Source organism: Parablastomonas sp. CN1-191 (assembly GCF_049354825.1).
GTDB lineage: Bacteria > Pseudomonadota > Alphaproteobacteria > Sphingomonadales > Sphingomonadaceae > Novosphingobium.
The window spans coordinates 1872160-1898101 of sequence record NZ_CP186480.1 but is presented as its reverse complement, the minus strand read 5'-3'; the positions used below and the strand labels follow the sequence as shown (position 1 = coordinate 1898101).

At 67.8% G+C, this 25942-nt stretch carries 26 protein-coding genes; 20 read left to right on the top strand and 6 right to left on the bottom strand.

Going from position 1 to position 25942, the window contains the following annotated elements:
- Positions 1 to 11: 11 nt before the first annotated feature.
- Positions 12 to 917 (bottom strand): LysR family transcriptional regulator, encoded by a 906-nt coding sequence (locus ACOYW6_RS09430; protein ID WP_423143105.1) that lies wholly within the window; start codon positions 915 to 917, stop codon positions 12 to 14.
- Between the two features lie 95 nt (positions 918 to 1012).
- On the opposite strand from ACOYW6_RS09430, the gene ACOYW6_RS09425 reads away from it, so the two are divergent.
- The 10 genes from ACOYW6_RS09425 to ACOYW6_RS09380 all read left to right on the top strand — a co-directional run bounded on the left by ACOYW6_RS09425 (position 1013) and on the right by ACOYW6_RS09380 (position 10937).
- On the top strand, positions 1013 to 2098 hold the full coding sequence (locus ACOYW6_RS09425) for a YeiH family protein (protein WP_423141069.1): 1086 nt from the start codon (positions 1013 to 1015) through the stop codon (positions 2096 to 2098).
- An 82-nt stretch (positions 2099 to 2180) separates the two neighbouring features.
- Positions 2181 to 3116 (top strand): ribose-phosphate pyrophosphokinase, encoded by a 936-nt coding sequence (locus ACOYW6_RS09420; protein WP_423141068.1) that lies wholly within the window; start codon positions 2181 to 2183, stop codon positions 3114 to 3116.
- A 13-nt stretch (positions 3117 to 3129) separates the two neighbouring features.
- Positions 3130 to 3912, top strand: coding sequence for an inositol monophosphatase family protein (locus ACOYW6_RS09415; RefSeq protein WP_423141067.1), 783 nt, complete (start codon positions 3130 to 3132; stop codon positions 3910 to 3912).
- A 45-nt stretch (positions 3913 to 3957) separates the two neighbouring features.
- Positions 3958 to 4425: an SRPBCC domain-containing protein gene (locus ACOYW6_RS09410; protein WP_423141066.1), complete on the top strand. Its 468-nt coding sequence runs from the start codon at positions 3958 to 3960 to the stop codon at positions 4423 to 4425.
- A gap of 152 nt (positions 4426 to 4577) precedes the next feature.
- On the top strand, positions 4578 to 4781 hold the full coding sequence (gene rpmI / locus ACOYW6_RS09405) for a 50S ribosomal protein L35 (protein WP_131621082.1): 204 nt from the start codon (positions 4578 to 4580) through the stop codon (positions 4779 to 4781).
- Positions 4782 to 4792: 11 nt separating this feature from the next.
- Positions 4793 to 5152 (top strand): 50S ribosomal protein L20, encoded by a 360-nt coding sequence (gene rplT / locus ACOYW6_RS09400; RefSeq protein WP_423141065.1) that lies wholly within the window; start codon positions 4793 to 4795, stop codon positions 5150 to 5152.
- Between the two features lie 156 nt (positions 5153 to 5308).
- Positions 5309 to 6238 (top strand): helix-turn-helix domain-containing protein, encoded by a 930-nt coding sequence (locus ACOYW6_RS09395; RefSeq protein WP_423141064.1) that lies wholly within the window; start codon positions 5309 to 5311, stop codon positions 6236 to 6238.
- 95 nt (positions 6239 to 6333) lie between these two features.
- Positions 6334 to 7476 carry a phenylalanine--tRNA ligase subunit alpha gene (gene pheS, locus ACOYW6_RS09390; RefSeq protein WP_423141063.1) on the top strand — a complete coding sequence of 381 codons (1143 nt, stop codon included), beginning with the start codon at positions 6334 to 6336 and terminating at the stop codon, positions 7474 to 7476.
- Positions 7473 to 10043 (top strand): phenylalanine--tRNA ligase subunit beta, encoded by a 2571-nt coding sequence (locus ACOYW6_RS09385; RefSeq protein WP_423141062.1) that lies wholly within the window; start codon positions 7473 to 7475, stop codon positions 10041 to 10043. The genes pheS and ACOYW6_RS09385 overlap by 4 nt, the downstream gene beginning before the upstream one ends.
- Before the next feature lie 15 nt (positions 10044 to 10058).
- A complete protein-coding gene (locus tag ACOYW6_RS09380; protein WP_423141061.1) occupies positions 10059 to 10937 on the top strand; it encodes an aldose 1-epimerase family protein in 879 nt (292 codons plus the stop codon).
- A 56-nt stretch (positions 10938 to 10993) separates the two neighbouring features.
- On the opposite strand, the gene ACOYW6_RS09375 is transcribed toward ACOYW6_RS09380, so the two are convergent.
- Complete coding sequence (locus ACOYW6_RS09375; RefSeq protein ID WP_423141060.1) at positions 10994 to 13324, bottom strand: TonB-dependent receptor; 2331 nt, start codon at positions 13322 to 13324, stop codon at positions 10994 to 10996.
- A gap of 141 nt (positions 13325 to 13465) precedes the next feature.
- On the opposite strand from ACOYW6_RS09375, the gene ACOYW6_RS09370 reads away from it, so the two are divergent.
- From ACOYW6_RS09370 to ACOYW6_RS09350, 5 genes are all read left to right on the top strand, one after another.
- Positions 13466 to 14086, top strand: a complete 621-nt coding sequence (locus ACOYW6_RS09370; RefSeq protein ID WP_423141059.1) for a TetR/AcrR family transcriptional regulator — start codon at positions 13466 to 13468, stop codon at positions 14084 to 14086.
- 51 nt (positions 14087 to 14137) lie between these two features.
- Entirely contained in the window at positions 14138 to 15667 is a 1530-nt protein-coding gene (locus ACOYW6_RS09365; protein WP_423141058.1) for a peptide chain release factor 3, read from the top strand.
- 42 nt (positions 15668 to 15709) lie between these two features.
- Positions 15710 to 16423 carry an endonuclease/exonuclease/phosphatase family protein gene (locus ACOYW6_RS09360; RefSeq protein ID WP_423141057.1) on the top strand — a complete coding sequence of 238 codons (714 nt, stop codon included), beginning with the start codon at positions 15710 to 15712 and terminating at the stop codon, positions 16421 to 16423.
- A gap of 148 nt (positions 16424 to 16571) precedes the next feature.
- Positions 16572 to 16910: a P-II family nitrogen regulator gene (locus ACOYW6_RS09355; RefSeq protein ID WP_423141056.1), complete on the top strand. Its 339-nt coding sequence runs from the start codon at positions 16572 to 16574 to the stop codon at positions 16908 to 16910.
- A 41-nt stretch (positions 16911 to 16951) separates the two neighbouring features.
- Positions 16952 to 18298 carry an ammonium transporter gene (locus ACOYW6_RS09350; RefSeq protein WP_423141055.1) on the top strand — a complete coding sequence of 449 codons (1347 nt, stop codon included), beginning with the start codon at positions 16952 to 16954 and terminating at the stop codon, positions 18296 to 18298.
- Between the two features lie 111 nt (positions 18299 to 18409).
- Here the strand turns inward: ACOYW6_RS09350 and ACOYW6_RS09345 are convergent, their stop codons facing one another.
- Genes ACOYW6_RS09345 through ACOYW6_RS09330 form a run of 4 tightly spaced genes read right to left on the bottom strand, consistent with a single transcriptional unit; the run spans position 18410 to position 20956 of the window.
- Complete coding sequence (locus ACOYW6_RS09345) at positions 18410 to 19315, bottom strand: sterol desaturase family protein (protein WP_423141054.1); 906 nt, start codon at positions 19313 to 19315, stop codon at positions 18410 to 18412.
- Positions 19312 to 19725, bottom strand: a complete 414-nt coding sequence (locus ACOYW6_RS09340; protein ID WP_423141053.1) for a hypothetical protein — start codon at positions 19723 to 19725, stop codon at positions 19312 to 19314. Before ACOYW6_RS09340 ends, ACOYW6_RS09345 begins: the two co-directional genes overlap by 4 nt.
- A complete protein-coding gene (locus tag ACOYW6_RS09335) occupies positions 19725 to 20165 on the bottom strand; it encodes a TIGR01244 family sulfur transferase (protein ID WP_423141052.1) in 441 nt (146 codons plus the stop codon). Before ACOYW6_RS09335 ends, ACOYW6_RS09340 begins: the two co-directional genes overlap by 1 nt.
- Entirely contained in the window at positions 20162 to 20956 is a 795-nt protein-coding gene (locus ACOYW6_RS09330) for a TerC family protein (RefSeq protein ID WP_423141051.1), read from the bottom strand. Before ACOYW6_RS09330 ends, ACOYW6_RS09335 begins: the two co-directional genes overlap by 4 nt.
- A 264-nt stretch (positions 20957 to 21220) precedes the next feature.
- Between ACOYW6_RS09330 and ACOYW6_RS09325 the strand changes: the two genes are divergently transcribed.
- The 5 genes from ACOYW6_RS09325 (at position 21221) to queC (ending at position 25942) form a co-directional block, all read left to right on the top strand.
- Complete coding sequence (locus ACOYW6_RS09325; RefSeq protein ID WP_423141050.1) at positions 21221 to 22003, top strand: cold-shock protein; 783 nt, start codon at positions 21221 to 21223, stop codon at positions 22001 to 22003.
- A 146-nt stretch (positions 22004 to 22149) separates the two neighbouring features.
- Positions 22150 to 23337 carry an aspartate aminotransferase family protein gene (locus ACOYW6_RS09320; protein ID WP_423141049.1) on the top strand — a complete coding sequence of 396 codons (1188 nt, stop codon included), beginning with the start codon at positions 22150 to 22152 and terminating at the stop codon, positions 23335 to 23337.
- A complete protein-coding gene (gene argF / locus ACOYW6_RS09315) occupies positions 23334 to 24260 on the top strand; it encodes an ornithine carbamoyltransferase (RefSeq protein WP_423141048.1) in 927 nt (308 codons plus the stop codon). Before ACOYW6_RS09320 ends, argF begins: the two co-directional genes overlap by 4 nt.
- Positions 24257 to 25165, top strand: a complete 909-nt coding sequence (locus tag ACOYW6_RS09310) for an Hsp33 family molecular chaperone HslO (protein WP_423141047.1) — start codon at positions 24257 to 24259, stop codon at positions 25163 to 25165. Before argF ends, ACOYW6_RS09310 begins: the two co-directional genes overlap by 4 nt.
- Before the next feature lie 138 nt (positions 25166 to 25303).
- Positions 25304 to 25942, top strand: a complete 639-nt coding sequence (gene queC / locus ACOYW6_RS09305; RefSeq protein WP_423143104.1) for a 7-cyano-7-deazaguanine synthase QueC — start codon at positions 25304 to 25306, stop codon at positions 25940 to 25942.

Below are 25942 nucleotides of genomic sequence, written 5' to 3'. Positions count from 1 at the left end.
GAAGCCGGGCGTCAGGCTGAACGGTCCGCGCGCGTGGCGGCGTCGGTCGGCCCGGCCAGCAGGGCCGACAGCGCCTGCGCCGCATGGCTCATGTAGCGGTCCTTGTGCCTGAGGGCGAAGAACGGCCGGGCGGCAAACGTCATCGGTGCGGCGTGAAGCGTTCCCGCCGCCAGCGATGGCGCCACGACCAGGGCTGACAAGGCCGCGATGCCCGCACCCGATTCCACTGCCGTGCGCACGCTTTCATTGGCGGGAAGAACCAGTGCGATATCCAGCAGGGACGGATCAATCCCCAGGCCCCTCAGGCGCGCATCCAGCGCCGAACGGGTCCCTGACCCGGCTTCGCGGACAATCCAGCGGGCGCGGCGCAGCCAATCTGGGTCGATCGAAGCGACGCCGAACGGCGTGTGTCCAACCAGCACGAGCCGGTCCTCACCCACCGTCCACTGTTCCAGCGCGGGATTGTCGACCATCCCTTCGACGAAGCCGAGATCGGCTTCGCCGGCGTGCACGAGCGCTGCCGCAGCCTGGGTATTGTCGATCCCGACGTCGAGCGCGATGCCCGGATAGCGGCTGCGATACGCGGTCAGTAACGGCGGCAGCCAGTACGCGGCGATGGTCTGGCTGGCGACGACGCGGAGCGAACCGCGCGCCAGCCCGCTCAGGTCGTCCAGCGCGTGTTCCGCCGCCGCCGCCTGGGCCAGAACGGCCCGTGCCTCTGGCAGGAACGCGTGCCCCGCGGCGCTGAGGACGATCCCCCGACCGACCCGGTCGAACAGGCGCACCCCGTGCCGCTGTTCCAGCGCGGCAATCGCGGCCGAGACGGCTGACTGCGTCACGCCTAGCGTGCGTGCCGCCGCTGTCACGTGCTCGCGTTCCGCTACGGCAAGGAAGAGGCGCAATTGCTCCAGGGTCATGCAAAATTCATGAATCAACGTGATCGTTTTCACAATAATAATGCGTTGGATTGATTGAAGGCGACGGGCCATCTTCTTTTCGAAGGAATCGATCTATGCACGAACAACGCTATCCCGTGCCAACGAGTGGCCCGCTGAGGACGGCGGCCGGCCTCGTGCCGGGTATCGCCGTCTGCCTGCTGGTCACGGGCGCCGCCTATGCGATACAGGCTGCCGAAGGTCTGGTTTTCGGGCGCGCGTGGCTCGAAGCCCTGGTGCTGGCGATCCTGATCGGAACCGCGATCCGGTCTTCAACGCAGCTGAGCGCGCGCTTTCATCCCGGCATGCACGTGTGCGCGGCAATCGTTCTGGAGATCGCGGTCGTCCTGCTTGGCGCATCGGTCAGCGCCGCGACGATCGCCGCGGCGGGCGTGCCGATGCTGATCGGCATCGTGGCGGTCGTCACGTTTGCGATCGCGGCCAGTTTCACGATCGGGCGACTGTTCGGATTGCCAGCGCGCATGGCGCTGCTGGTGGCGTGCGGCAATTCGATCTGCGGCAACTCGGCGATCGCCGCGGTCGCGCCGGTGATCGGTGCCGATAGCGATGACGTGGCGGCCGCGATCGCTTTTACCGCCGTCCTGGGCGTTGCGGTGGTTCTGGGCCTGCCGGTGGCGGGGACGGCGATGGGCATGTCCGCGCATGCGTACGGCGCGTTCGCCGGGCTGACCGTCTATGCGGTGCCGCAGGTCATCGCCGCAACCGCGCCGCTGGGAAGCGCCGCAACCGCGATGGGAACGCTGGTCAAATTGGTGCGGGTGCTGATGCTGGGGCCGGTTTGCGTGATCCTTGCCGTAGTGGCCCGCCGCTTGCCGGCGCAGGCCGTTCCGGCCGGCGAGGAGGTGGCCGGTGGCGACGCCCGGCGCGCACCGGGACTGGCGCACGTGATGCCGTGGTTCATCGTCGGCTTCGTGGCGATGGTCGCGGCGCGTTCGGCAGGGCTCATACCTGCCGCCACGATCGCACCGATCGGTCAACTCGCGACGATGCTGACGGTCGTCTCGATGGCGGCGCTGGGTCTGGGGGTCGACATGCGGACCGTGGCCCGCGCGGGCGGACGGGTTACCGCAACGGTGGTCCTGTCGCTATTGGTGCTGGGCCTGATCGGGCTGGGTCTGCTGGCGGTGCTGCACATGCTGTGATCGTACGCACGGTTGCAATCGGTGCCTCCCGCGCTAAGCGGCTGCTCTGCCCCGGCGGCACGGCGAAAAGAGGACGGCACGCATGAAGATCATGACCGGCAACTCGAACCTGCCGCTCGTGCGCGCCATCGCGGGCTACCTGGAAATGCCGCTGACGAACTGCTCGGTCCGGCGCTTTGCCGACGAGGAGGTCTTCGTCGAGATCCACGAGAACGTTCGCGGCGAGGATGTGTTCGTGGTCCAGTCGACCAGCTACCCGGCCAACGACAACCTGATGGAGCTGCTGATCTGCATCGACGCGCTGCGGCGCGCGTCGGCGCGGCGGATCACGGCGGTGCTGCCCTATTTCGGGTACGCCCGGCAGGACCGCAAGCCGGGGCCGCGCACGCCGATTTCGGCCAAGCTGGTCGCCAACCTGATCACAAAGGCGGGGGCCGACCGGGTGCTGGCGGTCGACCTTCACGCCGGGCAGATCCAGGGTTTCTTCGATATCCCGACCGACAACCTCTATGCGGCGCCCGTGATGGCGGCGGACATCCAGGCGCGTTACGGCGGGCAGGACGTGATGGTGGTGTCGCCCGACGTCGGCGGCGTGGTGCGCGCCCGCGCGCTGGCCAAGCGGCTCGATAATGCGCCGCTGGCCATCGTCGACAAGCGCCGCGATGCGCCGGGCCAGTCGGAAGTGATGAACATCATCGGCGAGGTGAAGGGCCGCGCCTGCATCCTGATCGACGACATCATCGATTCGGGCGGCACGCTGTGCAACGCGGCGCAGGCGCTGATGGATGCGGGGGCGACCAGCGTTTCGGCCTATATCACGCACGGCGTGCTGTCGGGCGGGGCGGTGGCGCGGGTCGACAAGAGCGCGCTCAAGGAACTGGTCATCACCGATTCGATCCTGCCGACCGAGGCGGCCGAACAGTCCGGGCATATCCGCATCCTCACCATCGCGCCGCTGATCGGTGAGGCCATGCGCCGCATCGCCGACGAGAGCAGCGTTTCCAGCCTGTTCGATTGATGAAGCGGCCAGCATGAATTTGACCGCCGACATCGCGCTGGCGCATCGCCTGGCCGAGGCGGCGGGCGCGGCCATCCGGCCCCATTTCCGCACGCCGATGGCGGCCGAGCGCAAGGACGACGCCTCGCCCGTTACGCTGGCCGACCGCGCAGCCGAAGAGGCGATGCGCCGCATCCTCACCGCCGAAGTTCCCCAGGACGGCGTGCACGGCGAGGAATTCGGGATCACCGAAGGCCGCACGGGCCGGCAATGGGTGCTCGACCCGATCGACGGCACGGTGGGATTTCTGGCCGGCCGTCCGCTGTTCGGCACGCTGATCGCGCTGTTGGTGGACGGATTCCCGGTGCTGGGCGTGATCGACCAGCCGATCCTGGGCGAACGCTGGCTGGGGGTGACCGGGCAGCCGACCACGCTCAACGGGCTGCCGGTGCGCACGCGGCCCTGCCGCGACCTAAAGGACGCGGCGATCGCCACGACCGGTCCGCATTATTTCGGCGATCACGACGGCGAGCACTTCATGGCCCTGGCCGCGCGCACCGATCACAAGCGGATGGTGATGGGCGGTGACTGCTACAATTATGCGATGCTGGCCTCGGGCCACCTCGACCTCGTCTGCGAAGCGGGGCTCAAGCTGCATGATTTCGCCGCGCTGGTGCCGGTGGTCGAGGGTGCCGGCGGGACGATGGCGGACTGGAACGGAGAGCCGCTTCACGCCGGCAGCAGCGGGCACGTGATCGCGCTGGGCGATCAGGCGCGGCTGGAGGACGTGGTCGAGGCACTGACCTGCGCGCATTGAGGGCAAGGTTCTTGAACCAAATCGCCGTTCCGGCGTTGCTGGATCATGGGACGCGAACAACGAATCGACCGGGCCGCGCGGGTCGTTCCCGCCCCCCCCGATGCGGTGTGGCGGGCGCTGTCTACCGGTGACCAGCTTGAGCGGTGGCTGCCGCCCGAAGGCGCGATCGCCACGGTCGAGGCCTACGAAGCGCGCGCCGGCGGACCCTTTCGCATGACGCTGCGCTTCGCCGCGGGGACAGAGGGCAAATCCGGTGCCGGAATTGACCGGGTCGTGGGCCGCGTGGCCGCCGTCACGAAAGGGCGGCGGCTGACCTGGGAGGTCGAATTTCCGTCCGATCGGCCCGAGAACGCCGGAACGATGCGGATGCTGTGGACGCTGACCCCGGCCGGGTCCGGCACCCGCGTCACGGTCGAGGCGATCGACCCGCCGCGCGGGATCGACCGCGAGGCGCATGAACGCGCGCTCGTCCACGCGCTCGACAAGCTGGCCGAAACGGTGCGGACCGCCTGAGGCGATCCCTCGCGGCAGGCGCGCCACGGCGCTTGCCATTTGCCCCCGCAGCGGTTAGGGGCCCGCGCTTCAACGGCACGGAATTCAAGACCTGCCTGGCTATCTAGGGCTGCCAGGGCCGGTCTTACGTGTCCCTTTTGAAGGAGACGAAAATGCCCAAGCTCAAGACCAAGAGCGGCGTGAAGAAGCGCTTCAAGCTCACGGCCACCGGCAAGGTGAAGCACGGCGTGGTCGGCAAGCGCCACCGCCTGATCAGCCACAACGCCAAGTATATCCGCCAGAACCGCGGCACCGACGTCATTTCTGACGCCGATGCCAAGGTGATCAAGAAATGGGCCCCGTACGGGCTCGGCTGAGGGGATAGACAATGGCACGTATCAAACGCGGCGTTACCACCCGCGCCAAGCACAAGCGGATTCTCGACCAGGCCAAGGGCTATCGCGGTCGCCGCAAGAACACCATCCGCGTCGCGCGGCAGGCAGTCGAAAAGGCCGGCCAGTACGCGTACCGCGACCGCAAGGTTAAGAAGCGGACTTTCCGCGCCCTGTGGATCCAGCGCATCAACGCCGCGGTTCGCGCCGAAGGCTTGACCTATTCGCAGTTCATCCACGGCGCCAAGCTGGCCGGCATCACGCTGGACCGCAAGGTCATGGCCGATCTGGCGATGAACGAAGGCGGCGCCTTCACGGCGGTCATCGCGATGGCGAAAAAGGCCCTCCCGGCCTGATTCGCTTTGCCGGACTGAAAAAGGCGCGGAAGGAGCAATCCTTTCGCGCCTTTTTCGTCGTGTCCGGCGCGTGTGTGGGGGCGGCGCTTGTCTCGGCCCGGCCATTCGATCATGATAGCCTCTACCGCGCGGCAGACGGCGGACAGGGGGACTGGGTTGCAACGGGGCGGGCACAATGCCGATCATGACGGGCAAGGGGTGAAAGCCGCGGCCGATCCGGTCGTCTCGGCCGCCTTCCACTTGCCGCCGCCCGACCTGCAGCGCTATTTCACGACCTTCTATCGTGCCGAGATTACCGTCCCGGATGACGGCCGGGTCAGCGATACGCTCCACCCCGAATGGGCCAACCTGCGCTTCGTGCGCGGCGATGCGCCGATCGCCGTGATCGATGACGGAGCGCCCGTGCTGGGCACCGATTTCTACGTCACCGGACCCACGTCGCGCCCCGCGCGTTTCACGGTCGGCAGCACCGCGTTCTGGGGGATCGGGCTGATGCCGCTGGGGTGGGCGCGGTTCATCGCTCAGCCCGCCGCGGACTATGCCGACCGCGTCGTCGACGGACGGGTCGACCCTGCCTTCGCCGCCTTTGGCCCGCTGGCCGACAGTGTCGCGCGGTTTCACGGCGACGTTCCTGCTGCGCTCGAGGCCATAATTGCGTACTTTCGCGGCAGGCTGGGCGGTGCGCTGCCCGACCATGACCGGATCCTGGCCGTCCACGCCGCGATGGTCGATCCCGAGGTCCACAGCGTCGGCGATTTCGCCGCCCGCGCGGGCGTCCAGCCGCGCACGCTGGAGCGGCTGTGCTGCCGCCACTTCGGGTTTACGCCCAAGACGCTGCTGCGCCGCCAGCGCTTCATGCGCAGCGTGGCGCAGTTCATCCTCGATCCCTCGCGCAAGTGGATCGGCGCGCTCGACGGGCATTACCACGACCAGGCCCAGTTCGTCCGCGATTTCCACGCCTTCATGGGAATGAGCCCGCGCGAATACGCGTCGCGGCCGCGCCCGATCCTGGAGACGTTCGTGCGCGAACGGATGCGGATCGCGGGTTCCGCGGTGCAGACCACCGACCGCCCCGCCGGAGTCTAGCCGGAGCAGGCAAATAGGGTTTTGCCCCCTCGCGCCCGCGCCGCTAAAGGCCGGCGCGGCGCAATCGCGCGCCGCCCAGGAAAGACTAGCCGACCGTGGATCATGCAGCCCTCCAGGCCGAAGCCGTGCAGCGCATCGCCGCCGCCGAAACGCCCGACGCGGTAGAAGCGCTGCGGGTCGAGTTTCTCGGCAAGCAAGGCTCGATCTCAGGATTGCTCAAGACGCTCGGCGCGATGAGCGCGGACGAACGCCAGAGCGCCGGTCCGCGCATCCACGCCCTGCGCGAAGCGGTCACCGCCGCGCTGGCCGCGCGCAAGGGCGCGCTGCAAGGCGCGGCGATGGAAGCCCGCCTGGCGGCCGAGCGGATCGACCTGACGCTGCCCGCCCCGGCAGCGCCGCGCGGTTCGGTCCACCCGGTCAGCCAGGTGATGGACGAACTGGCCGAGATCTTCGCCGACCTGGGCTTCGCGGTCGCCACCGGACCCGAGATCGAGGACGACTGGCATAACTTCACTGCGCTCAACATGCCGGAAAGCCACCCGGCGCGCGCCATGCACGATACGTTCTATTTCCCCGACGCGGGTCCCGAGGGCCGCCGGATGCTGCTGCGCACGCACACCAGCCCGGTGCAGATCCGCACGATGCTGAAAGCCGCCAAGGCCAGCCCGGGCGGCGCGCCGCTGCGCATCATCGCGCCGGGCCGCGTCTATCGCAGCGACAGCGACGCCACGCACACGCCGATGTTCCACCAGGTCGAAGGGCTGGTGATCGACCGCGGCATCCACCTGGGCCATCTCAAGTGGACGCTCGAAACGTTCCTCAAGGCCTTTTTCGAGCGCGACGACATCGTCCTGCGCCTGCGGCCGAGCTATTTCCCCTTCACCGAGCCGAGCGTCGAGGTCGACGTCGGCTGGCAGGAGGTCAAAGGGCCCAACGGCTCCCGGCGCATGCTGGGCGGCGACGGCGACGCGCCGGGGCACGGCTGGATGGAACTGCTGGGCAGCGGCATGGTCAACGTCCGCGTGCTGGAAGCGGGCGGCTACGATCCGTCCGAATGGCAAGGCTTCGCCTTCGGGATCGGCGTCGATCGGCTGGCAATGCTGAAATACGGCATGGACGACCTGCGCGCCTTCTTCGACGGCGACGCGCGCTGGCTGGCCCACTACGGATTTTCCGCGTTCGACCAGCCGACGCTATCTGCCGGCGTGGGCGCTATTTCGACGGGAGCCGGGGCATGAAGTTCACACTGTCCTGGCTCAAGGATCACCTCGATTCCGAGGCGACGCTCGAACAGATCGTGGCCAAGCTGAGCGCCATCGGGCTCGAGGTCGAAGGGGTCGAGAATCCCGGCGCCGCGCTCGCCCCGTTCCGGATCGCGCGCGTCGTCAGCGCCGCGCCGCATCCGCAGGCCGACAAGTTGCAGGTCCTGATGGTCGATGCCGGGCCCGACTATAACGGTGGGCAGCCGGTCCAGGTCGTCTGCGGTGCGCCCAATGCCGAGGCGTACATGTACGGCGTTTTCGGCCCCCCGGGCGCTTACGTGCCGGGGGCCGGGATCACCTTGGGCGAAGCGAAGATCCGCGGCGTCGAAAGCTTCGGAATGATGTGTTCCGAGCGCGAGCTGGGCCTGGGCGAGGGGCACGAGGGCATCATCAGCCTGTCGGCCAGCAGCCCGGTGCCGGTGCAGGGCATGTCTTATGTCGATTACGCCGGGCTCGACGATCCGGTCATCGAGGCTGCGGTCACGCCCAACCGGCCCGACTGCATGGGCGTTTACGGTATCGCGCGCGACCTCGCCGCTGCGGGCCTGGGCCGCTTGCGCGAATGGAACGGTGTCAACCACCCGGCCCTGCTTCACGACCTGGCGACGACCGGACAGCCCTATGCCGGCGAGGACGACGGTGCCGCCGCCGCGCCCGAGGTGCGCAGCGATGATCCCGACTGCCCGATCTTCCTGGCCCAGCGGATCGAGGGCGTGCGCAACGGCGCCTCGCCCGAATGGATGCAGCGGCGCCTGCGCGCGATCGGGCAGCGGCCGATCTCGGCGCTGGTCGACGTCACCAACTACCTCATGTTCGACCTTGGCCGCCCGCTTCACGTCTATGACGAAGAGAAGCTGAACGGACCGCTGGTGGCGCGCAAGGCGCGCCCCGGCGAGACGGTCGAGGCGCTCAACGGCAAGGCCTACACGCTCGATGCCGGGATGACCGTGATCGCCGACGATGCGGCGGTCCACGACATCGGCGGGATAATGGGCGGCGCGCATTCCGGCGCCGGCGCCGCGACGACCAACGTGGTGGTCGAGTGCGCCTGGTTCGATCCGCTTTCGATCGCGCGCACCGGGCGGGCGCTGAACCTGACCAGCGATGCGCGCGCCCGGTTCGAGCGCGGCGTCGACCCCGGCATCATGTACGACGCCCTGCTGGCCGCGACGAAGCTGATGCAGCGCATCTGCGGCGGGCGCCGGAGCGAGCCGGCCGGCACCGACAGCTGGTGGGAGCGGTCCGGAACGCTTGGCGGCAAGCCGCCGATCGCCTTCGATCCCGGACTCGTCCTGCGGCTGGGCGGCGTCGACGTCGCGCGCACGCGCCAGGCGGCGATCCTCGACGCGCTCGGCTTCGCGGTGCTGGACGGCGAGGACCAGCCGATCGTGATCGACGAGGACGGGCTGGCGATCGTCGGCGAAACGCCGCGCCGCCCGCTCGATGACGTGGTCGGTCCGGTCTGGACCGTCGCGGCGCCGGGCTGGCGCCCCGACATCGAAGGCCCGGCCGACATCGTCGAGGAGGTGGTGCGCATCCACGGCCTCGATGCCGTCCCGTCGACGCCGCTGCCGCGCACCGCCGCCGTGGCGTTGCCGACCGCCACGCCCGAGCAGGCGCGCGAGCGCCGGCTGCGCCGCGCAGCCGCGGCGCGCGGGCTGGCCGAGGCGGTGACCTGGAGCTTCCTCCCGTCCGCCCAGGCCGCGGCCTTCGCCGCCGAGGGCACCGCGCCCTGGACGCTCGCCAACCCGATCAGCGAGGACATGAAGGCGATGCGGCCCTCGCTGCTGCCGGGGCTGCTGTCGGCCGCGCGGCGCAACCTCGATCGCGGCGCCGCGGGCAGCCGAGCGTTCGAAATCGGGCGCCGCTATTTGCGCGCAGGCGATGGCACCAGCGACGAGCGGGCTTCGCTGGCGGTCGTGCTGGCGGGCGAAAAGCTGCCGCGCGGCTGGGCAAGTGGCAAGGCGCAGGCGTTCGACGCCTACGACGCCAAGGCCGAGGCGCTGGCGCTGCTAGCCGAGGCCGGCGCGCCGGTCGACAATCTGCAGGTCATGGGCGAGGCGGGCGACCAGTTTCACCCCGGGCAGTCGGGCACGCTGCGGCTCGGCCCCAAGACCGTGCTGGCGCGCTTCGGCATGCTTCACCCGGCGCTGCTCAAGCAGTTCGATATCGCTGTCCCGGTGGCGGCGGCCGAGCTGTTCCTCGATGCCATCCCGCAGCGGCGCTCCGGCGGGTTCGCTCGCGCCGCCTACGCGCCGCCCGCCTTGCAGGCAGTGACGCGCGATTTCGCCTTCCTGGTCCCGGCCGACCTGCCGGCGGGCGACCTGCTGCGCGCGGTTCGCGGCGCCGACAAGGCGGCCATCGTCGGCGCCCGGGTGTTCGATGATTTCCGCGGTGCCGGCGTGCCCGAGGGGCACAAGTCGGTTGCCATCGAGGTGACGCTGCAGCCGGGCGACAAATCGTTCACCGATGCCGAGCTCAAGACGGCGGCCGACAAAGTTACCGCGGCGGCGGGCAAGCTCGGGGCACAACTGCGCGGGTGACGGGTTGCTGACGGCATGAGCGACCTGATCGTCATTGCCGCGGACGGCCTGACCGCCGCGGTCAACCCGCTGGGTGCCGAGCTGTGGTCGCTTAAGGACGCGCGCGCCGACGAGTGGATGACCGACGCGGATCCGGCGTTCTGGACGGGGCACGCCCCGATCCTGTTCCCGATCGTCGGCGCGCTGAATGACGGCCACTATCGGCTGGATGGGCGCGACTACGCGATGGGCAAGCACGGCTTCGCGCGGACCAGCCGGTTCGACGTGGTGCGGCGTGACGGTGCCAAGGCGGTGCTGCGTCTTGCCGACAATGCCGAGACGCGCGCGCAGTACCCGTTTGCCTTCACGCTCGAGGTCGCCTTCGCGCTGCGCGGCGGAACGCTGGAGCAGGTCGCCACGGTGACCAATGCCGGCGCTACCGCCATGCCGCTGTCTTTCGGCTTTCACCCCGCCTTCGCCTGGCCGCTGCCGCGTGGCGGCGCCAAGCACGGCCATGCCATCGTCTTCGACCGCGACGAGCCGCAGGACGTTGCCCGGATCGACGCCGCCGGCCTGCTGGCGCGGTACGAGGCGACCCCGGTCAGAGGCAATCGCCTGGCGCTGAACGAAGCCCTGTTCGCCAACGATGCGCTGATCTGGACCACGCTGGCCAGCCGGGGCTGCCGTTACGTCTCGCCCGGCGGCGCCGAGCTGCGGCTGGAATGGCCCGACAGCCCGATGCTGGGCGTGTGGCAAAAGCCGGGCGCGCGCTACGTCTGCATCGAGCCGTGGCAAGGCCATGCCGACCCGGCCGGATTCTCGCTCGATTTCACCGCCAAGCCGGGCTCGGTCGTCCTGGCGCCGGGGGCAAGCCGTTCGTGGCGGCTGTCGATCGCGGTTTGCTCGGCGCCATGAGCAAAAGGGGCCGGGCGGTTACCCGCCCGGCCCCCTTCCCATCACGTCGCGCCGGCTCAGAACTTGAGCGTGGCGGTCGCATAGATCTGGCGCGGGTTGCCGTAGAAGGTCGTCAGCACGCCTTCCTTGCCCAGCGTCGGCACCAGCGTTCCGTCGGCGCGCGGCAGGATCGTGCCGGTCGTCGGGTCGAAATTGACGTAGGCATAGCCCGACGTGCGGTACTTCTTGTCGGTCAGGTTCTTGCCGAACACGCCGATCGTCCAGCGATCGCCCGGCGCGTGGTAGACCAGGCTGGCGTCGAACAGCTGGTAGGCCTTCTGGTCGAGGTAGGGGTTGGCGATCTCGAAGTTGTAGGTCTTCGACTTGAACGACATGCCGCCGGTCGCATCAAGGCGGCCGTCACCCAGATTGGCCGAGTAGGTCAGCGAGGTGTTGCCCGTCCATGCCGGGGTGTTCTGGACATGGCGATAGGGGGCAACGTCGGTCGGCTTGCTGGCGATGTTGGTGATGTAGCTCAGGTACTTGGCGTCGATATAGCCGACCGAGCCGTTGAGGCTGAGCGAACCGGCCGCGCCGTCGAACAGCTTGGCGCGCCCTTCCAGCTCCGCGCCCTGCATCCGCGCCTTGCCCGCGTTGGAGACGTTGCCGCAGAAGCTGGGCAGGCCGCCGACCAGGCACGCTACCGAGCCGGGGATCTGGACGTCGGTGTAGTCCATCCGGAACAGCGCGGCGGCCAGGTACAGGCGGCGGTCGAACAGGCTGCCCTTGGCGCCGACCTCGTAGCTGTTCACCGATTCCGGCTTGAACGACAGGAATTCGGCCTGGCTGACGCCCGCCGGCGCGTTGGCGCCGACGCCGCGCGGATCGAAGCCGCCGCCCTTGAAGCCCTGCGAATAGGACGCGTAGAACTGCGTATCGGGTGTAGGCTTGAAGCTCAGCGACACGCGCGGGGTGAACTTGGTGTAGACCCTGGCGCCGGTGAAGTTGGTGCCCGGCGCGCCGAAGGCCACGCCCGATCCGCCGAACACCGGCGAACCGCCGCCCAGGTAGTTCTGGCGCAGGATGTAGGCGTTGCGCTTGTCCCAGGTGTAGCGGCCACCGACTTCAAGGCTGAGGCGGTCGCTGAAGTCGTAGGACACGTTGGCGAAGCCGGCCAGCGTATCGGTGCCGATGTTCGCGTTGGTGAAGGCGGTCAGGCCGTTCAGCGTCGTGAACAGGCGCACGTCGAACTGCGTCAGCGCCGTGGCGTTGAGGTAGTACATGCCGACCAGCGCGTGCAGCGGGCCGTTGTCGACCAGCATCTGCAGCTCCTGGCTGAGCTGGTTGTTGCGGTAGAAGCCGGGCACGTCGACGTCGACCGAAGGCAGCGCGTCGAAATCGATCGGCGACGCCGAATCGTCCCAGCGGTACGAGGTGATCGAGCGGAAGGTCAGCGTATCGCTCGGGTGCGCCTCGAGGAACAGCGAACCGCCATAGGCGGTCACGTCCTGCTTGGGCGAATTGAGCCCGCCCTGGGTGTCGAAAACGTTGGCCAGCACCGGGGTGTGGCTGAGCTGGCCCGGGATCATGCGGTGGCCGCCACGGGCGTTCGACTTGTCGTGCGTGGCGTCGAAGGTCACGCGCGCGAACACGTCCGTGCCGTGCACTTCGGCTGAGACGCGGCCGGCCCAGACGTTCTTGTCGTAGTTGTCGAGGCCCGTGGTCAGGTTCGTGCCGAAGCCGTCGCGGGTCAGACGCGCGACCGAGGCGCCGAAGCGCAGCGTGCCGTTGCCGACCGGGGTCGAGGCCGAGACCACGCCGTCCATCTGGTTGAAGCTGCCATAAGTGGCACGCAGCGACAGCTGCGGATCGTCCGAGATCCGGCGCGACACGTACTTGACCGCGCCGCCGACGGTGTTGCGGCCATAGAGCGTGCCCTGCGGACCGCGCAGCACTTCGACCCGCTCGACGTCATAGATGTCGAGCACGGCGGCCTGCGGACGGTTGAGGTAGACGTCGTCGAGATAGATGCCGACGCCCTGCTCGAAGCCCGAAACCGGGTCCTGCTGGCCGACGCCGCGGATGAAGGCGGTGAGCGTCGAGTTAGTGGCGCGCGACGGCTCGAGCGTGACGTTGGGTACCGAATCGGCCAGCGCGGTGATGTCCGAGGCGCCTTGAGCGGCCAGCTGGTCGCCCGAGAAGGCCGATACCGCGATCGGCACGTCGACCAGCGTTTCCTCGCGGCGGCGGGCGGTCACGACGATCGCGCCGTCTTCGGCCGCGGCGGTGATCCTGGCGTCAGCGGTCGTCGAGGCGGCGGTGTCCTGCGCATGCGCGGGCACGGCGGTGAGGGCGGCAACGGCACAGGCGAGCAGCGACGCGCGGCCGAACAGATCGGTGGAGTTCATGGACTTTGTCTCTCCCAGAGCCCGGCCTCCTCGCCGGGTCGCAAAGGCCTTTTATAAAAGTTGAACCGACTTTCAACTTTGTTTATCTGTAGTGCTCCTGGAGGGGATCGAAACGTGGCCCGAAGTGGCAAACAGGCAACAGTGAGCAGGGATGCCTCGAAGGCGCCGGCAACCTCTCTGCGCCCGCCGCGCACCGAGCGTGGGCGCCGCACCCAGCGCCTGTTGCTGGATGCCGCTGCCGCCGAGTTCGGTGAGCGCGGCTTTCACGACAGCTCGATCGTGTCGATCACCGTGCGCGCCGGCGTGGCGCTGGGCACGTTTTATACCTATTTCGAATCGAAAGAGGCGCTGTTTCGCGCGCTGGTCCAGGACATGAGCGCGGCGGTTCGCGATCACGTCGCCCCGGTGCTGCGCGGCCATGCCAGCGCGGTTGCCGGCGAACGCGCGGCGCTGGAGGCGTTCCTGGGGTTCGCGCGGCAGCACAAGGAAATCTACCGCATCATCGACGAGGCCGAGTTCGTCGCGCCCGAAGCCTGGCGGGCACATTACGAAACCACCGCCAGGCGCATCCAGGAGCGTCTCAACGCCGCGGCCGAGCGCGGCGAAGTGGCCCGGCCCGTGACCGAGGCGCAGGCTTGGGCCATCATGGGCATGAATGTGTTCCTGGGCCTGCGCTATGGCGTGCAGGATACCGGCGCCGACCTGGCCGCGGTCAGCGACGAGGCCAACGCGCTTCTGCGCGGCGGGCTGGGCCTGGGCTGACGGGCGGCACGCTGCTGGACGCGCCACGGCACGCCTTGTAGGGCGCGCGGAATGTCCGACCTCCTGCAATCGCGGCGCACCTTCGCCATCATTTCCCATCCTGACGCGGGCAAGACCACGCTGACCGAGAAGCTGCTGCTGACCGGCGGCGCGATCCACCTGGCCGGAGAGGTCAAGGCGCGCGGACAGGCGCGCCGTGCCCGCTCGGACTGGATGAAGATCGAACAGCAGCGCGGCATTTCCGTAACCAGTTCGGTCATGACGTTTGCCCGCAACGGCATCGTTTTCAACCTGCTGGACACGCCGGGCCACGAGGACTTTTCCGAAGACACGTACCGCACGCTCACCGCGGTCGATTCCGCGATCATGGTGATCGACGCCGCCAAGGGGATCGAACCGCAGACGCGCAAGCTGTTCGAGGTCTGCCGCCTGCGCAGCGTGCCGATCATCACGTTCGTCAACAAGGTCGACCGCGAAGGCCGCAGCCCGTTCGCGACGCTCGATGAAGTGGCCGACGCGCTGGCGCTCGACGTCTGTCCGATGAACTGGCCGGTCGGCATGGGCGGCACGTTCGAGGGCATCCGCAGCTTTGCCGACGGCACGACCGCGCGGCCGGAAGGCGACAGCCGCGAATTTTTGGGCACGCGCGACAGCGCCCTGCTGCCCGAGGCGGTGGCCGAGGAAGTAGAACTGGCGCAGATCGGCTATCCCGCGTTCGACCTCGAAGCCTATCGCAGCGGCGATCTGACGCCGGTCTACTTCGGCTCCGCGCTGAAGAGCTTCGGGGTCGAGGACCTGATCGAGGCGATCGCCGAATTCGCCCCGCCGCCGCGCCCGCAGCCCAGCGACCAAGGCACTATCGAGCCTGGCTTCGACGAAGTGACCGGCTTCGTTTTCAAGGTCCAGGCCAACATGGACCCCCAGCACCGCGACCGCATCGCATTCATGCGGATGGTCTCGGGCACCTTCAAGCGCGGCATGAAGCTGGTGCCGTCGGGCCTGGGCAAGCCGATCGCGGTCCACTCGCCGATCCTGTTCTTCGCCCAGGACCGCGAGATTGCCGACACCGCACAGGCCGGGGACATCATCGGTATCCCCAACCACGGCACGTTGCGCGTTGGCGACACCCTGTCCGAGCGCAACGACGTACGCTTCACCGGGCTGCCGAACTTCGCGCCGGAAATCCTGCGCCGTGTCCAGCTCAAGGATCCGACCAAGACCAAGCAGCTGCGCAAGGCGCTCGACGACCTTTCCGAGGAAGGCGTCATCCAGGTGTTCTATCCCGAGATCGGCGCGCAGTGGATCGTCGGCGTCGTCGGCCAGCTCCAGCTCGACGTGCTGATCAGCCGCCTGTCGGCCGAATACAAGGTCGAGGCCGCGCTCGAACCGGCGCCGTTCGACACCGCACGATGGCTCAAGGGCAGCGACGCGGCGCTACGCACGTTCGCCGAGTTCAACATGGCCAGCCTGGCCAAGGACCGCGACGGCGACCCGGTATTCATGGCCCGGTCGTCCTGGGACGTCGGCTACCAGCAGGAAAAGAACCCCGAGCTGGTATTCGGCGCGACCAAGGAGCGCTAGCATGCGGGAACAGCCGGAGCGGGCGGGGCATTAGACGGCGACGTGGAACTCAAGTTCGCCAGTTACAACATTCACAAGGCAGTCGGCCTCGACGGGCGGCGCGATCCCGATCGCATCCTGTCGGTGCTGCGCGAGATCGATGCCGACATCGTGGCCTTGCAGGAAGCGGACCGCCGTTTCGGCCGGCGAGAGAGCGTGCTGCCGCGCGATGTCATCGAACATTCGCATTACCGCGCGGTGCCGCTGGCGCTGCGGCCCGATTCGATCGGCTGGCACGGCAACGCCTTGCTGGTGAAGAAGGGCATCGAGGTGGCGACCGCCAGCGTGGTGCCGCTGCCCACGCTCGAGCCGCGCGGCGCGATCCGTGCCGATCTCGATGCCGGCGGCCGCCGGCTGCGCGTGGTCGGCATGCACCTCGACTTGTCGGGCCTGCGACGCCGCCAGCAGCTTCGCGCGATCCTGTCGCACGTCGACGGGTGCGCCAGGGACGGCGAGGGGGAGGCGCCCTGCGTGATGATGGGCGACATGAACGAGTGGGCGACGCGCGGCGGGTCGCTGCGCGAATTTCACCCCCACTGGACGGTGCTGGGCTGCGGGCGCAGCTTCCCCACGCGGCGGCCAGCGGCGCAGCTCGATCGCATCGTTGTCTCGGCCTGCTGGGAATGTGTTTCCGTAGGGGTGCACCACAGCGCGTTGTCGGCGGTGGCATCGGATCACTTGCCTATCTGGGCCAAGCTAAAGCTGCCTAAAATTTGAGCAATTGCGCAGTATTGGGGCGCCTAAGACCCGAACAGCGCAATCTTTCGCCCGTTGCGACGCTGAATTGGTTCGAAAGTTCCTGACTGGCACGATGCTTGCTGCACCTGCGAAGCCGGCAGCGGGCCGGCGTTATCGGGGGCTGGGCATGAAATTCATCATCGCCGTCATCAAGCCGTTCAAGCTGGACGAAGTGCGCGAAGCGCTGGCCGCCATCGGCGTGGCCGGTATGACCGTGACCGAGGTCAAGGGGTTCGGACGGCAAAAGGGTCATACCGAGATTTACCGCGGCGCAGAGTATTCGACGATGATGCTGCCCAAGGTGAAGCTCGAAATCGCGGCAGCAGACGATCTGGCGCCGCGGATCGTAGAGACGATCCAGCAGGTCGCCAGCACCGACGCCATCGGCGACGGCAAGGTCTTCGTGATCGACCTTGTATCCGCAACGCGCATTCGAACCGGCGAAACCGGGGATACCGCGCTGTGAGCGGGACCGCACGCCTTTCGGGCAAGACGAGGAACTTCACCATGATCCGCAAGATGCTTTGCGGCGCCGGCGCGCTGGGCGCGTCGATGTTCGCCGCCACGACTGCCTTCGCGCAGGCTTCCGCGGCCGCTGCCGCCCCCACGGTCGACAAGGGCGATACCGCCTGGATGATGACCTCCACCATCCTGGTGTTGCTGATGATCGTGCCGGGCCTTGGCCTGTTCTACGGCGGCCTGGTTCGCACCAAGAACATGCTGTCGGTCATGACCCAGGTCGGCGCGGTTGCCGCGCTGGCGATGCTGGTGTGGATCATGTGGGGCTATTCGATGGCCTTCGGCAACGATTTCGCCGGCGACGGGCTTAAGCCCTTCATCGCCAACTTCGACAAGGTGTTCCTGCGCGGGGTCGATGCGGCCAGCACCGCGGCTACCTTCACTCAGGGCGTCGCGATACCCGAGTACGTGTTCGTCTGCTTCCAGATGACCTTCGCGGCGATCACCGTCGCGCTGGTGCTGGGATCGGTCGTCGAACGGATGAAGTTTTCCGCGGTGATGATCTTCGCCGCGGTGTGGCTCACGATCGTCTATTTCCCGATCGCGCACATGGTCTGGGCGTCCAGCGGGTTCTTCTTCACCCGCGGCGCGCTGGATTTTGCCGGCGGGACCGTGGTCCACATCAACTCCGGCGTCTCGGCGCTGGTCGCGTGCCTGATCCTGGGCAAGCGGGTCGGCTACGGGAAGGACATCATGCCGCCGCACTCGCTGACGATGACCGGGATCGGCACCGGGCTGCTGTGGGTTGGCTGGTTCGGTTTCAATGCCGGCTCAGCGCTGGAAGCCAACGGTTCGGCCGGCCTGGCGATGATCAATACCTTCGTCGCGACGGCGGCCGGCGGCCTGTTCTGGATGCTGGCGGAGCGGCTGGCCGGCCACAAGGCTTCCGCCCTCGGCTTCTGCTCGGGCATCATCGCCGGCCTTGTCGCAGTTACCCCGGCGGCCGGCAACTCCGGGCCGTTCGGCGCCGTCATCCTGGGCATCGTCGCAGCCTTCGTCTGCTACTTTGCGGTCACCATCCTCAAGCCCAGGCTGGGCTACGACGATGCGCTCGACACCTTCGGGATCCACGGCATCGGCGGCATGATCGGCGCGCTTGGCACCGGCATCGTCTACGCCCCGGTGTTCGGCGGCCCTGGCGACGGCTCGAAGTCGATCGGCCAGCAGGTGGTGATCCAGTTCGAAACGGTCGCCACCACCATCGTCTGGGCCGCCATCGGTACCGCGATCGCGATCTATGTCGCCAAGGCGCTGACCGGCCTGCGTCCGACCGAGGACCAGGAGCGCGAAGGCCTCGACATCGTCGATCACGGCGAACGCGCCTACAACTACTGATGATCAGCTTGGCGGGACCGGGCGCTCTCCTCGGCCGGTCCCGCCTCCCGATGTTCCTCCTGCGAACACCACCTTCAAGAGCCGGAAGCCAGCCGCTTCCGGCTCCTTTTTCTATTCGAGGGGCCCGGCGATCCTCGCGCGCCACCTCTCGCGGATCGTGTCGCTGGTGTCGCGGCTGGCGTCGTGGCTCCAGCCCGGTTCGCGCCACAGGTAGGATAGCTTGTGCCGCCACGGCGCCGACCACAGATCGCGTGCAATGCCGATCCATTCGTGGAAGGCGACCCAGCCCAGGTTGAAGCTGCCGAGCTGGCGCACGATGCCGTAGCGGATTGGCCCTCCACCCTCCTGCGCACCGAGTTCGCGCTGGAACGTGCCGAAGGCCTTGTCCCAGACGATGAAGGTGCCGGCGTAATTGCGGTCGAGGTACAGCGGGTTGGTCGCGTGGTGGACGCGGTGGTGACTGGGCGTGTTCATCACTGCCTCGAACCAGCGGGGGAAACGGCCGATCGCCTCGGTGTGGATCCAGAATTGGTAGATCAGGTTGAAGCCGCCGATGGTCAGGATCATCAACGGATGGAAGCCAGCCAAGGCCAGCGGCAGGCGGAACAGGAACGACAGCGCGATGAACCCGGTCCACGTTTGCCGCAGCGCTGTCGACAGGTTGTAGTGCTGGCTGGAATGGTGGTTTACGTGGCTGGCCCAGAACCAGCGCACCCGGTGGCCAGTGCGGTGCGCCCAGTAATACGCCAGATCGTCGAGCACGAAACACAGCGCCCAGGCCCACCACGACCAGCCGATGGTCGCGACCCGGTGATCGTAAAGCCAGTACGCCAGCGACAGGACCAGCCCGCCGGTCAGAAGGCCGGCCACCGTACTGCCCAGCCCCATCGCCAGCGACGCAAGGGTGTCGCGCGGCTCATAGGCGTCGGGACGCTTGCGCCGTGCCCAGATCATTTCGGCCACGATCAGAAGCACGAAGACCGGGATCGCGTAAGTGACGGGGTCGAAGCGCGTCATGCCGCGCTCCGCCTGCCACCCAGGTGGCGCAGGCTGGCAGCCCACGCCGGCGCCTCGGCCCCCAGGTCGAGCGTGATCGCGCCGAAAGTGCGCTCGCCCGTGGCAATGGTCAGGAACTGGCGATCGAGGCGCGCGTGGCCGTGGCCGTCGAGCAGACGCGCGGCCCATTTCGCACCGTGGCGCCGCAGCAACATGACGCGGCCCGAAGCATCGCGCGCCAGTGCGGCGATGCCCGCGCGATCGAGCGCGATGGCGACCGGCTCGAACCCTTCGAGCGCTTCGCCGGCAAGACGGCGTGCGCGCTCCGCATCGCGCAGGCGTTCGTCGCCGCCCAGGCCAAGGCGGTGCGACAGCGCCGCCAGTCCGAGGATCGCCGCGAGCGAGCCGGCGAACTGCAGCATCGCCCCCATCAGCCGCCGGCGCGCGCCGCCAGCATCGATAGCATCGTCGCAATCGGGGTGACATCGTATCCGGCGCTTGCCGCGGCGGACGCGATCTCACCCGGCTCGCGGCCGCGGCTGGCCTCGGCCAGCGCCCACAGCAGCGTCGAGCGCGTACCGGAACGGCAATAGGCCAGGACCTTGCCATCGGCCGTGCTCAGCGCCTGGGCCATCGCATCGACCTGGGCTTGCGAGAAACCGGCATGAGTCACTGGGATCGCGACATAGGAGAGGCCCTGGGCTTGCGCCTCGGCAGCGATCGCCGCGCCCGGCACCTGGTCTGGACTTTCCCCTTCGGGGCGGTTGTTGACGATCAGCGTCACCCCCAGCGCTTTGGCCGCGGCAACGTCCGCGACAGCGATCTGCGGGCTGGCCAGAAACTTGTCGGTGACGGGGCGAAAGTCGGTCATCGCTGCGCCTTTCGGGCGCGCCGGCGCCGCTGGATCATGTTGAGAAACTCGACCCCGACCGAGAACCCCATGGCGGCATAGATATACCCCTTGGGGACGTGGAAGCCGAAGCCATCGGCAATCAGCACGAGGCCGATCATGACCAGGAAGGCCAGCGCCAGCATGATCAGCGTCGGGTTGTGTTCGATGAAGCGCGCCAGCGGATCCGCCGCCACCATCATGACGCCGACCGTGATGACAACGGCCGCGATCATGATCGGGACATCGTCGGTCATGCCCACGGCGGTTAGGATCGAATCGACCGAGAACACCATGTCGATGGCGATGATCTGCGCGATGACCGCGCCGAAGGCTGCAGGCGCGGAAGTCTTCGCAGGACTCTTGTCGAGGATGTCGTTGCTGTCGTCCCCCGGCTCCATCGCGTGGTGGATTTCCTTGGTCGCCTTCCACAGCAGGAACAGCCCGCCCGCCAGCAGGATCAGGTCCCGGCCCGAGAAAGCGGTTTCGAACGTTGGCTCGCCGTACGCGTTCGCCGCGCCCACCAGGCCAAGGTCGAACAGCGGCTGCGTCAGCGTGACCAGCCACCCGATGAGCAACAGCAGGCCGATCCGCATCACCAGCGCGAGCGCCAGCCCGATGCGCCGGGCGCGGGCCTGGCTTTCCGGCGGGAGCTTGTTCGACAAGATCGCGATGAAGATCAGGTTGTCGATGCCGAGTACGACTTCGAGCGCGATCAGCGTGAGCAGCGCCGCCCAGGTTGCAGGGTCGGTAAGCAAGGAGACGATGTCCATGCCCACTCAATGCCAAGCGCCACGGCGTGATACAAGCCGCCTGATTTGCGCACGATTGTAACCGGGCTCTCGGCAGAAATGTCACACCGCTGCGCATGGCCCGGCGGCCCGCAGGATTCCGTTCGCATTTCAGCCGCTTTGCCGCTATCGGGGGACGGTGCAGCACTGCGGGCTTCGATTCCGCGTGCCGTCCGGACTTGCCGTGTTTCGTCCACGCGGCAAGTCACGTTACAGCAGGGGCGAAGCGAAGGTACGTTCGGGTTTATGGGTTTCGATAGAGGACGTCGCGGCCGGGGCCGCGACAAGCGGGACGGTTTCGGCGAAGACAGCTTCGATCCGTTTGGCGGCGGCGGCGGCGGCGGCGGTGATCGCGGCGGCTTCGGCGGCGGCGGTCGCGGCTTCGGCGGCGGCGGCGGCGGTGGCGGCTATGGCGGCGGCGGTGGCGGCGGCTTCGGCGGCGGCGATCGCGGCGGCTTCGGCGGCGGTCAGCGCAGCGGCGGCGGCTTCGGCGGCCCGCGCGGCGGCGGTGGCGGCGGCGGCGGAATGCCGGCCCAGGTCGTTGGCGAGGGCAAGGGCGTCGTCAAGTTCTTCAACAGCCAGAAGGGCTTCGGCTTCATCCAGCGCGAAGACGGCGGCGAGGATGTGTTCGTTCACATCAGTGCGGTCGAGCGTGCCGGTCTCGAAGGCCTGGCCGAAGGGCAGCAGCTCTCGTTCACGCTGGTCGATCGCGGCGGCAAGATCTCTGCCACCGATCTGGTTCCCGAAGGCGACATCATTCCGGTTGCCGCCCGTCCCGAGCGCGACGCTGCCCCGCAGCGCGAGCTGACGGGCGAAAAGGCCACCGGCACGGTCAAGTTCTTCAATGCGATGAAGGGCTTCGGCTTCATCACCCGCGATGACGGGCAGCCTGACGCGTTCGTGCACATCAGCGCGGTCGAGCGTTCGGGCCTGCGCAGCCTCAATGAGGGTGACAGGCTCGAGTTCGACATCGAGGTCGACCGACGCGGCAAGTACTCGGCGGTCAACCTCGTTCCGCATCAGGGTTGATCGTTCGACAGGCCGAAGGGCCGAACGGCTGCGCGAGTTTGACCGCGGGCCGGTAAAAAACTAGATGCAACGGCAGTGGCGGTCCCCGGTGGGCCGCCATTTGTCGTTCAGCTGTTCCACCGGGAGCGTTACCGAGGATACCTGCCATGTCGATCACGCCGCTGATGCCCGTCTACCCGCGCTGCGCCTTTCGGCCGGTGCGCGGTGAGCACTGCCATCTGATCGGCGAGGACGGCCGGCGATATCTCGATTTCGCCGCCGGCATCGCGGTCAACATCCTGGGCCATTCGCACCCCGGACTGATCGGCGCCATCCAGAAGCAGGCCGAGACGCTGATGCACGTCTCCAACCTCTATGGCAGCCCCCAGGGCGAGAAGCTGGCACAGCGCCTTGTCGACCTGACCTTTGCTGACACGGTGTTCTTCACCAATTCGGGCGCCGAAGCCGTGGAGTGCGCCATCAAGACCGCGCGCGCCTATCACCAGCATGCCGGCGACACGCAGCGCTATGAACTGATCACGTTCAACAACGCCTTTCACGGGCGCACGATGGCCACGATCAGCGCCTCCTCGCAGGACAAGATGCACAAGGGCTTCATGCCGCTGCTCGAAGGCTTCAAGTACGTCGACTTTGACGATCTGGACGGTGCCCGCGCTGCGATCGGGCCCCATACCGCAGGCTTCCTGGTCGAGCCGGTTCAGGGCGAGGGCGGTATCCGCCCGGCCTCCGATGCTTTCATGAAGGGCCTGCGCGACCTTGCCGATGCCAACGACCTGATGCTGGTGCTGGACGAGGTGCAGACCGGCGTCGCGCGCACCGGGACGATGTACGCGTACGAACAGTACGGGATCGAGCCCGATATCCTCGCCACTGCCAAGGGTATCGGCGGCGGCTTCCCGCTTGGCGCTTGCCTGGCGACAGAGAAGGCCGCGCGCGGCATGCAGATCGGCAGCCACGGATCAACGTACGGGGGCAACCCGCTGGCGATGGCGGCGGGCGAGGCCGTGCTTGGCGCGGTCGCGAATGACGAATTCCTGGGCCACGTGCGTACTACCTCGGACCGGCTGCGCGCTCGGCTCGAACAGTTCATCGGCAACTATCCGGAACTGTTCGAACTCGTTCGCGGCAAGGGCCTGATGCTGGGCGTGAAGATGCGGCAGGAACCCCGCGCCTTCGTTGCCCACTTGCGCGACAATCACCAGCTCCTGACCGTTGCCGCCGGCGACAACACGTTGCGGCTAGTCCCGCCGCTGGTCATCGGCGACGCGGAAATCGAAGAGTTCATGGACAAGCTGTCGGCAGGGGCGGCCAGCTACGCGCCGGTCGCTGCGTGACCCGGCATTTCCTCGACTTGTCCGACGCCGGCGGCGATGCCGTCGCGGCGATGCTGGCCGACGCGCTCGACCGAAAGGGCGCACGAACCGGCTGGCCCAAGGGCAAGGTCGATGCCGATGCGCCGCTCGGCGGACGCATACTCGGCATGATCTTCGAGAAGGCTTCTACGCGCACGCGGGTCAGTTTCGACGTGGCGATGCGCCAACTGGGGGGCAGTGCCATCGTGATGGACGCCGGCACGACCCAGCTGGGCCGCGGCGAGACCATCGCGGACACCGCAAGGGTACTCAGCCGCATGGTCGATGCCATCATGATCCGCACCGGCGATCACGCCAAGATCGAGGAACTGGCGCATTACGCCACCGTACCGGTCATAAACGGGCTGACCGACGCCTCGCACCCCTGCCAGATCATGGCCGACCTGCTGACCCTGATCGAACGCGGACATGCGCTGCCAGGTCTCGAGGTCGCGTGGCTGGGCGACGGCAACAACGTGCTGCACTCGATCATCGAGGCCGCCGGGCTGATGAAATTCAACGTCCGGATCGCCGTGCCGCAGGGCTATGAACCCGATCCGCGCTGGGCGGAGGCGGCGAACGCATCCGGCGCGCGCGTGACGCTTACGCGCGACGCGGCCGAAGCGGCGAGCGGCGCGAACGTCGTGGTTACGGACACCTGGGTGTCGATGGGCCAGGACCACGCGGATGACAAACTGGCGGCGATGGCGCCTTACCAGGTCGACCCGGCGTTGATGGCCCGCGCCGCCGCCGGGGCGACGTTCCTGCACTGCCTGCCCGCGCACCGCGGCGAGGAAGTGACCGACGCGGTTATCGATGGGCCGCAATCGGCGGTCTGGGACGAAGCCGAGAACAGGATCCATGCGCAGAAGTCGGTGCTGCGCTGGTGCTTCGGCCAATTGTGAGCGACGATCAGCCCATCGCGGCGGGCGAGACCGGGTTCGACCGGCTGTTGCGCTTCTCGGTCCCCGACCGCCATGCCCGGGGGCGTGTCGTCCGGCTCGGTCCGACGCTCGACACGATCCTTGCCGCGCATGCCTACCCGCCGGCGATCAAGCATCTGCTTGCCGAAGCGCTGGTGCTGACTGCGCTGCTGGGCGGCTTGCTGAAGGACGATGAGGGGCAGATGACGCTCCAAGCCCAGACCGAAGGGGGCATCGTCGATCTGCTCGCGTGCGATTTTCGCAACGGCGAACTGCGCGGCTATGTACGCCACGATGCCGAGCGGCTGGGCAGCGCCGGGCCCAATCTTGGCCTCGAGGCGCTGTTCGGGCGCGGCTACCTGGCGATCACGTTCGATCTCGCCAGCACGGGTCAGCGCTACCAGGGCGTGGTGCCGCTTGAAGGTGCATCGCTGGCCGAAGCCTGCGAGCTCTATTTCGCCCAGTCCGAGCAGGTGCCGACGCTGATCCGCGTCGGCGTCCGCGGCGACGCCGGCGGCTGCGTGGCCGGGGGGCTGCTGGTCCAGCACCTGGCTGAGGGCGAGGAAGGCCGCGAGCGCCTGCACGTGCGCATGGATCATCCCGAGTGGCAGCACGTCGCGGCGATGGCGGGCAGCCTGCGACATGACGAACTGGTCGACCGTGAACTTTCGCTCGAAACGATCGTCTGGCGGCTGTTCCACGATGACGGCGAGATCACCGTATCGCAAGGCTGCCCGATCGTGCGAGGATGTCGTTGCAGCGTCGAGCATTACCGCGACCTTATCGAGCGTTTCCCGCCCGAGGAGCGTGCCGCGATGCGGGCCGATAGCGGGATGATCGAGGTCGATTGCGCATTCTGTTCGCGGATCTTCGAAATTCCGGCGTAAAACCCGGCCCGATGAGCAATCGATCTGGTCCTGCGGTTGCCAGCGGCAGGCGCCCGGACTAGCTGTTCTGGCGTGGCCCATCCGGAAGAGTACCCGCGCGGCGATGCCGTTATCCTGCTTTCGGGCGGCCTCGATTCGATGGTCGCAGCCGCGCTGGCGCGCGAACAGGGCTTCGCGATCAACGCGCTTACGATCGATTACAACCAGCGCCACCGGCGCGAGCTTGACGCAGCTCTGACGATTGCGGCCCGCCTTCACGCGCGGCGCCACGTGATCCTGCCGCTTGACCTCTCGCGCTTTGGCGGCTCGGCGCTGACCGATGAGGGCATCGCGGTGCCCAAGGACGGGGTGGGGCCGGATATCCCCGTCACGTACGTGCCGGGGCGGAACCTGCTGTTCCTCTCCCTGACGCTCGCCTGGGCCGAGGCAATCGGTTCGCGCGACATTTTCATCGGGGTCAATGCGCTCGACTATTCGGGCTATCCGGATTGCCGGCCCGAATTCATCGCCGCCTTTCAGGACATCGCCAACCTTGCCACGAAGGCCGGTGCCGAGGGATCGGAATTCCGTATCCGCGCCCCACTCCAGCACCTGGGCAAGGCCGACATCGCGCGCGAGGCGCAGCGGCTAGGGCTCGATCCGGGGATGAGTTGGTCATGTTATGACCCCGCACCCGGCGGGCTGGCCTGCGGGCTGTGCGACAGCTGCCGGTTGCGGCGCGCCGGCTTTGCCGATGCCGGCGTCCACGATCCGACCCGCTACGACACACAAGGATAA

What these genes read in the sequence shown, in the direction of transcription:
- ACOYW6_RS09335 (WP_423141052.1), bottom strand. Translation starts at nt 20,165, where the DNA reads ATGACCGACTTTCGCCCCGTCACCGACAAGTTTCTGGCCAGCCCGCAG.
- ACOYW6_RS09410 (WP_423141066.1), top strand. Translation starts at nt 3,958, where the DNA reads ATGGGACGCGAACAACGAATCGACCGGGCCGCGCGGGTCGTTCCCGCC.
- ACOYW6_RS09325 (WP_423141050.1), top strand. Translation starts at nt 21,221, where the DNA reads ATGGGTTTCGATAGAGGACGTCGCGGCCGGGGCCGCGACAAGCGGGAC.
- ACOYW6_RS09320 (WP_423141049.1), top strand. Translation starts at nt 22,150, where the DNA reads ATGTCGATCACGCCGCTGATGCCCGTCTACCCGCGCTGCGCCTTTCGG.
- ACOYW6_RS09350 (WP_423141055.1), top strand. Translation starts at nt 16,952, where the DNA reads ATGATCCGCAAGATGCTTTGCGGCGCCGGCGCGCTGGGCGCGTCGATG.
- ACOYW6_RS09345 (WP_423141054.1), bottom strand. Translation starts at nt 19,315, where the DNA reads ATGACGCGCTTCGACCCCGTCACTTACGCGATCCCGGTCTTCGTGCTT.
- ACOYW6_RS09425 (WP_423141069.1), top strand. Translation starts at nt 1,013, where the DNA reads ATGCACGAACAACGCTATCCCGTGCCAACGAGTGGCCCGCTGAGGACG.
- ACOYW6_RS09365 (WP_423141058.1), top strand. Translation starts at nt 14,138, where the DNA reads ATGTCCGACCTCCTGCAATCGCGGCGCACCTTCGCCATCATTTCCCAT.
- rplT (WP_423141065.1), top strand. Translation starts at nt 4,793, where the DNA reads ATGGCACGTATCAAACGCGGCGTTACCACCCGCGCCAAGCACAAGCGG.
- ACOYW6_RS09430 (WP_423143105.1), bottom strand. Translation starts at nt 917, where the DNA reads ATGACCCTGGAGCAATTGCGCCTCTTCCTTGCCGTAGCGGAACGCGAG.
- ACOYW6_RS09380 (WP_423141061.1), top strand. Translation starts at nt 10,059, where the DNA reads ATGAGCGACCTGATCGTCATTGCCGCGGACGGCCTGACCGCCGCGGTC.
- rpmI (WP_131621082.1), top strand. Translation starts at nt 4,578, where the DNA reads ATGCCCAAGCTCAAGACCAAGAGCGGCGTGAAGAAGCGCTTCAAGCTC.
- ACOYW6_RS09415 (WP_423141067.1), top strand. Translation starts at nt 3,130, where the DNA reads ATGAATTTGACCGCCGACATCGCGCTGGCGCATCGCCTGGCCGAGGCG.
- ACOYW6_RS09340 (WP_423141053.1), bottom strand. Translation starts at nt 19,725, where the DNA reads ATGGGGGCGATGCTGCAGTTCGCCGGCTCGCTCGCGGCGATCCTCGGA.
- ACOYW6_RS09385 (WP_423141062.1), top strand. Translation starts at nt 7,473, where the DNA reads ATGAAGTTCACACTGTCCTGGCTCAAGGATCACCTCGATTCCGAGGCG.
- ACOYW6_RS09420 (WP_423141068.1), top strand. Translation starts at nt 2,181, where the DNA reads ATGAAGATCATGACCGGCAACTCGAACCTGCCGCTCGTGCGCGCCATC.
- queC (WP_423143104.1), top strand. Translation starts at nt 25,304, where the DNA reads ATGGTCGCAGCCGCGCTGGCGCGCGAACAGGGCTTCGCGATCAACGCG.
- ACOYW6_RS09330 (WP_423141051.1), bottom strand. Translation starts at nt 20,956, where the DNA reads ATGGACATCGTCTCCTTGCTTACCGACCCTGCAACCTGGGCGGCGCTG.
- ACOYW6_RS09375 (WP_423141060.1), bottom strand. Translation starts at nt 13,324, where the DNA reads ATGAACTCCACCGATCTGTTCGGCCGCGCGTCGCTGCTCGCCTGTGCC.
- ACOYW6_RS09355 (WP_423141056.1), top strand. Translation starts at nt 16,572, where the DNA reads ATGAAATTCATCATCGCCGTCATCAAGCCGTTCAAGCTGGACGAAGTG.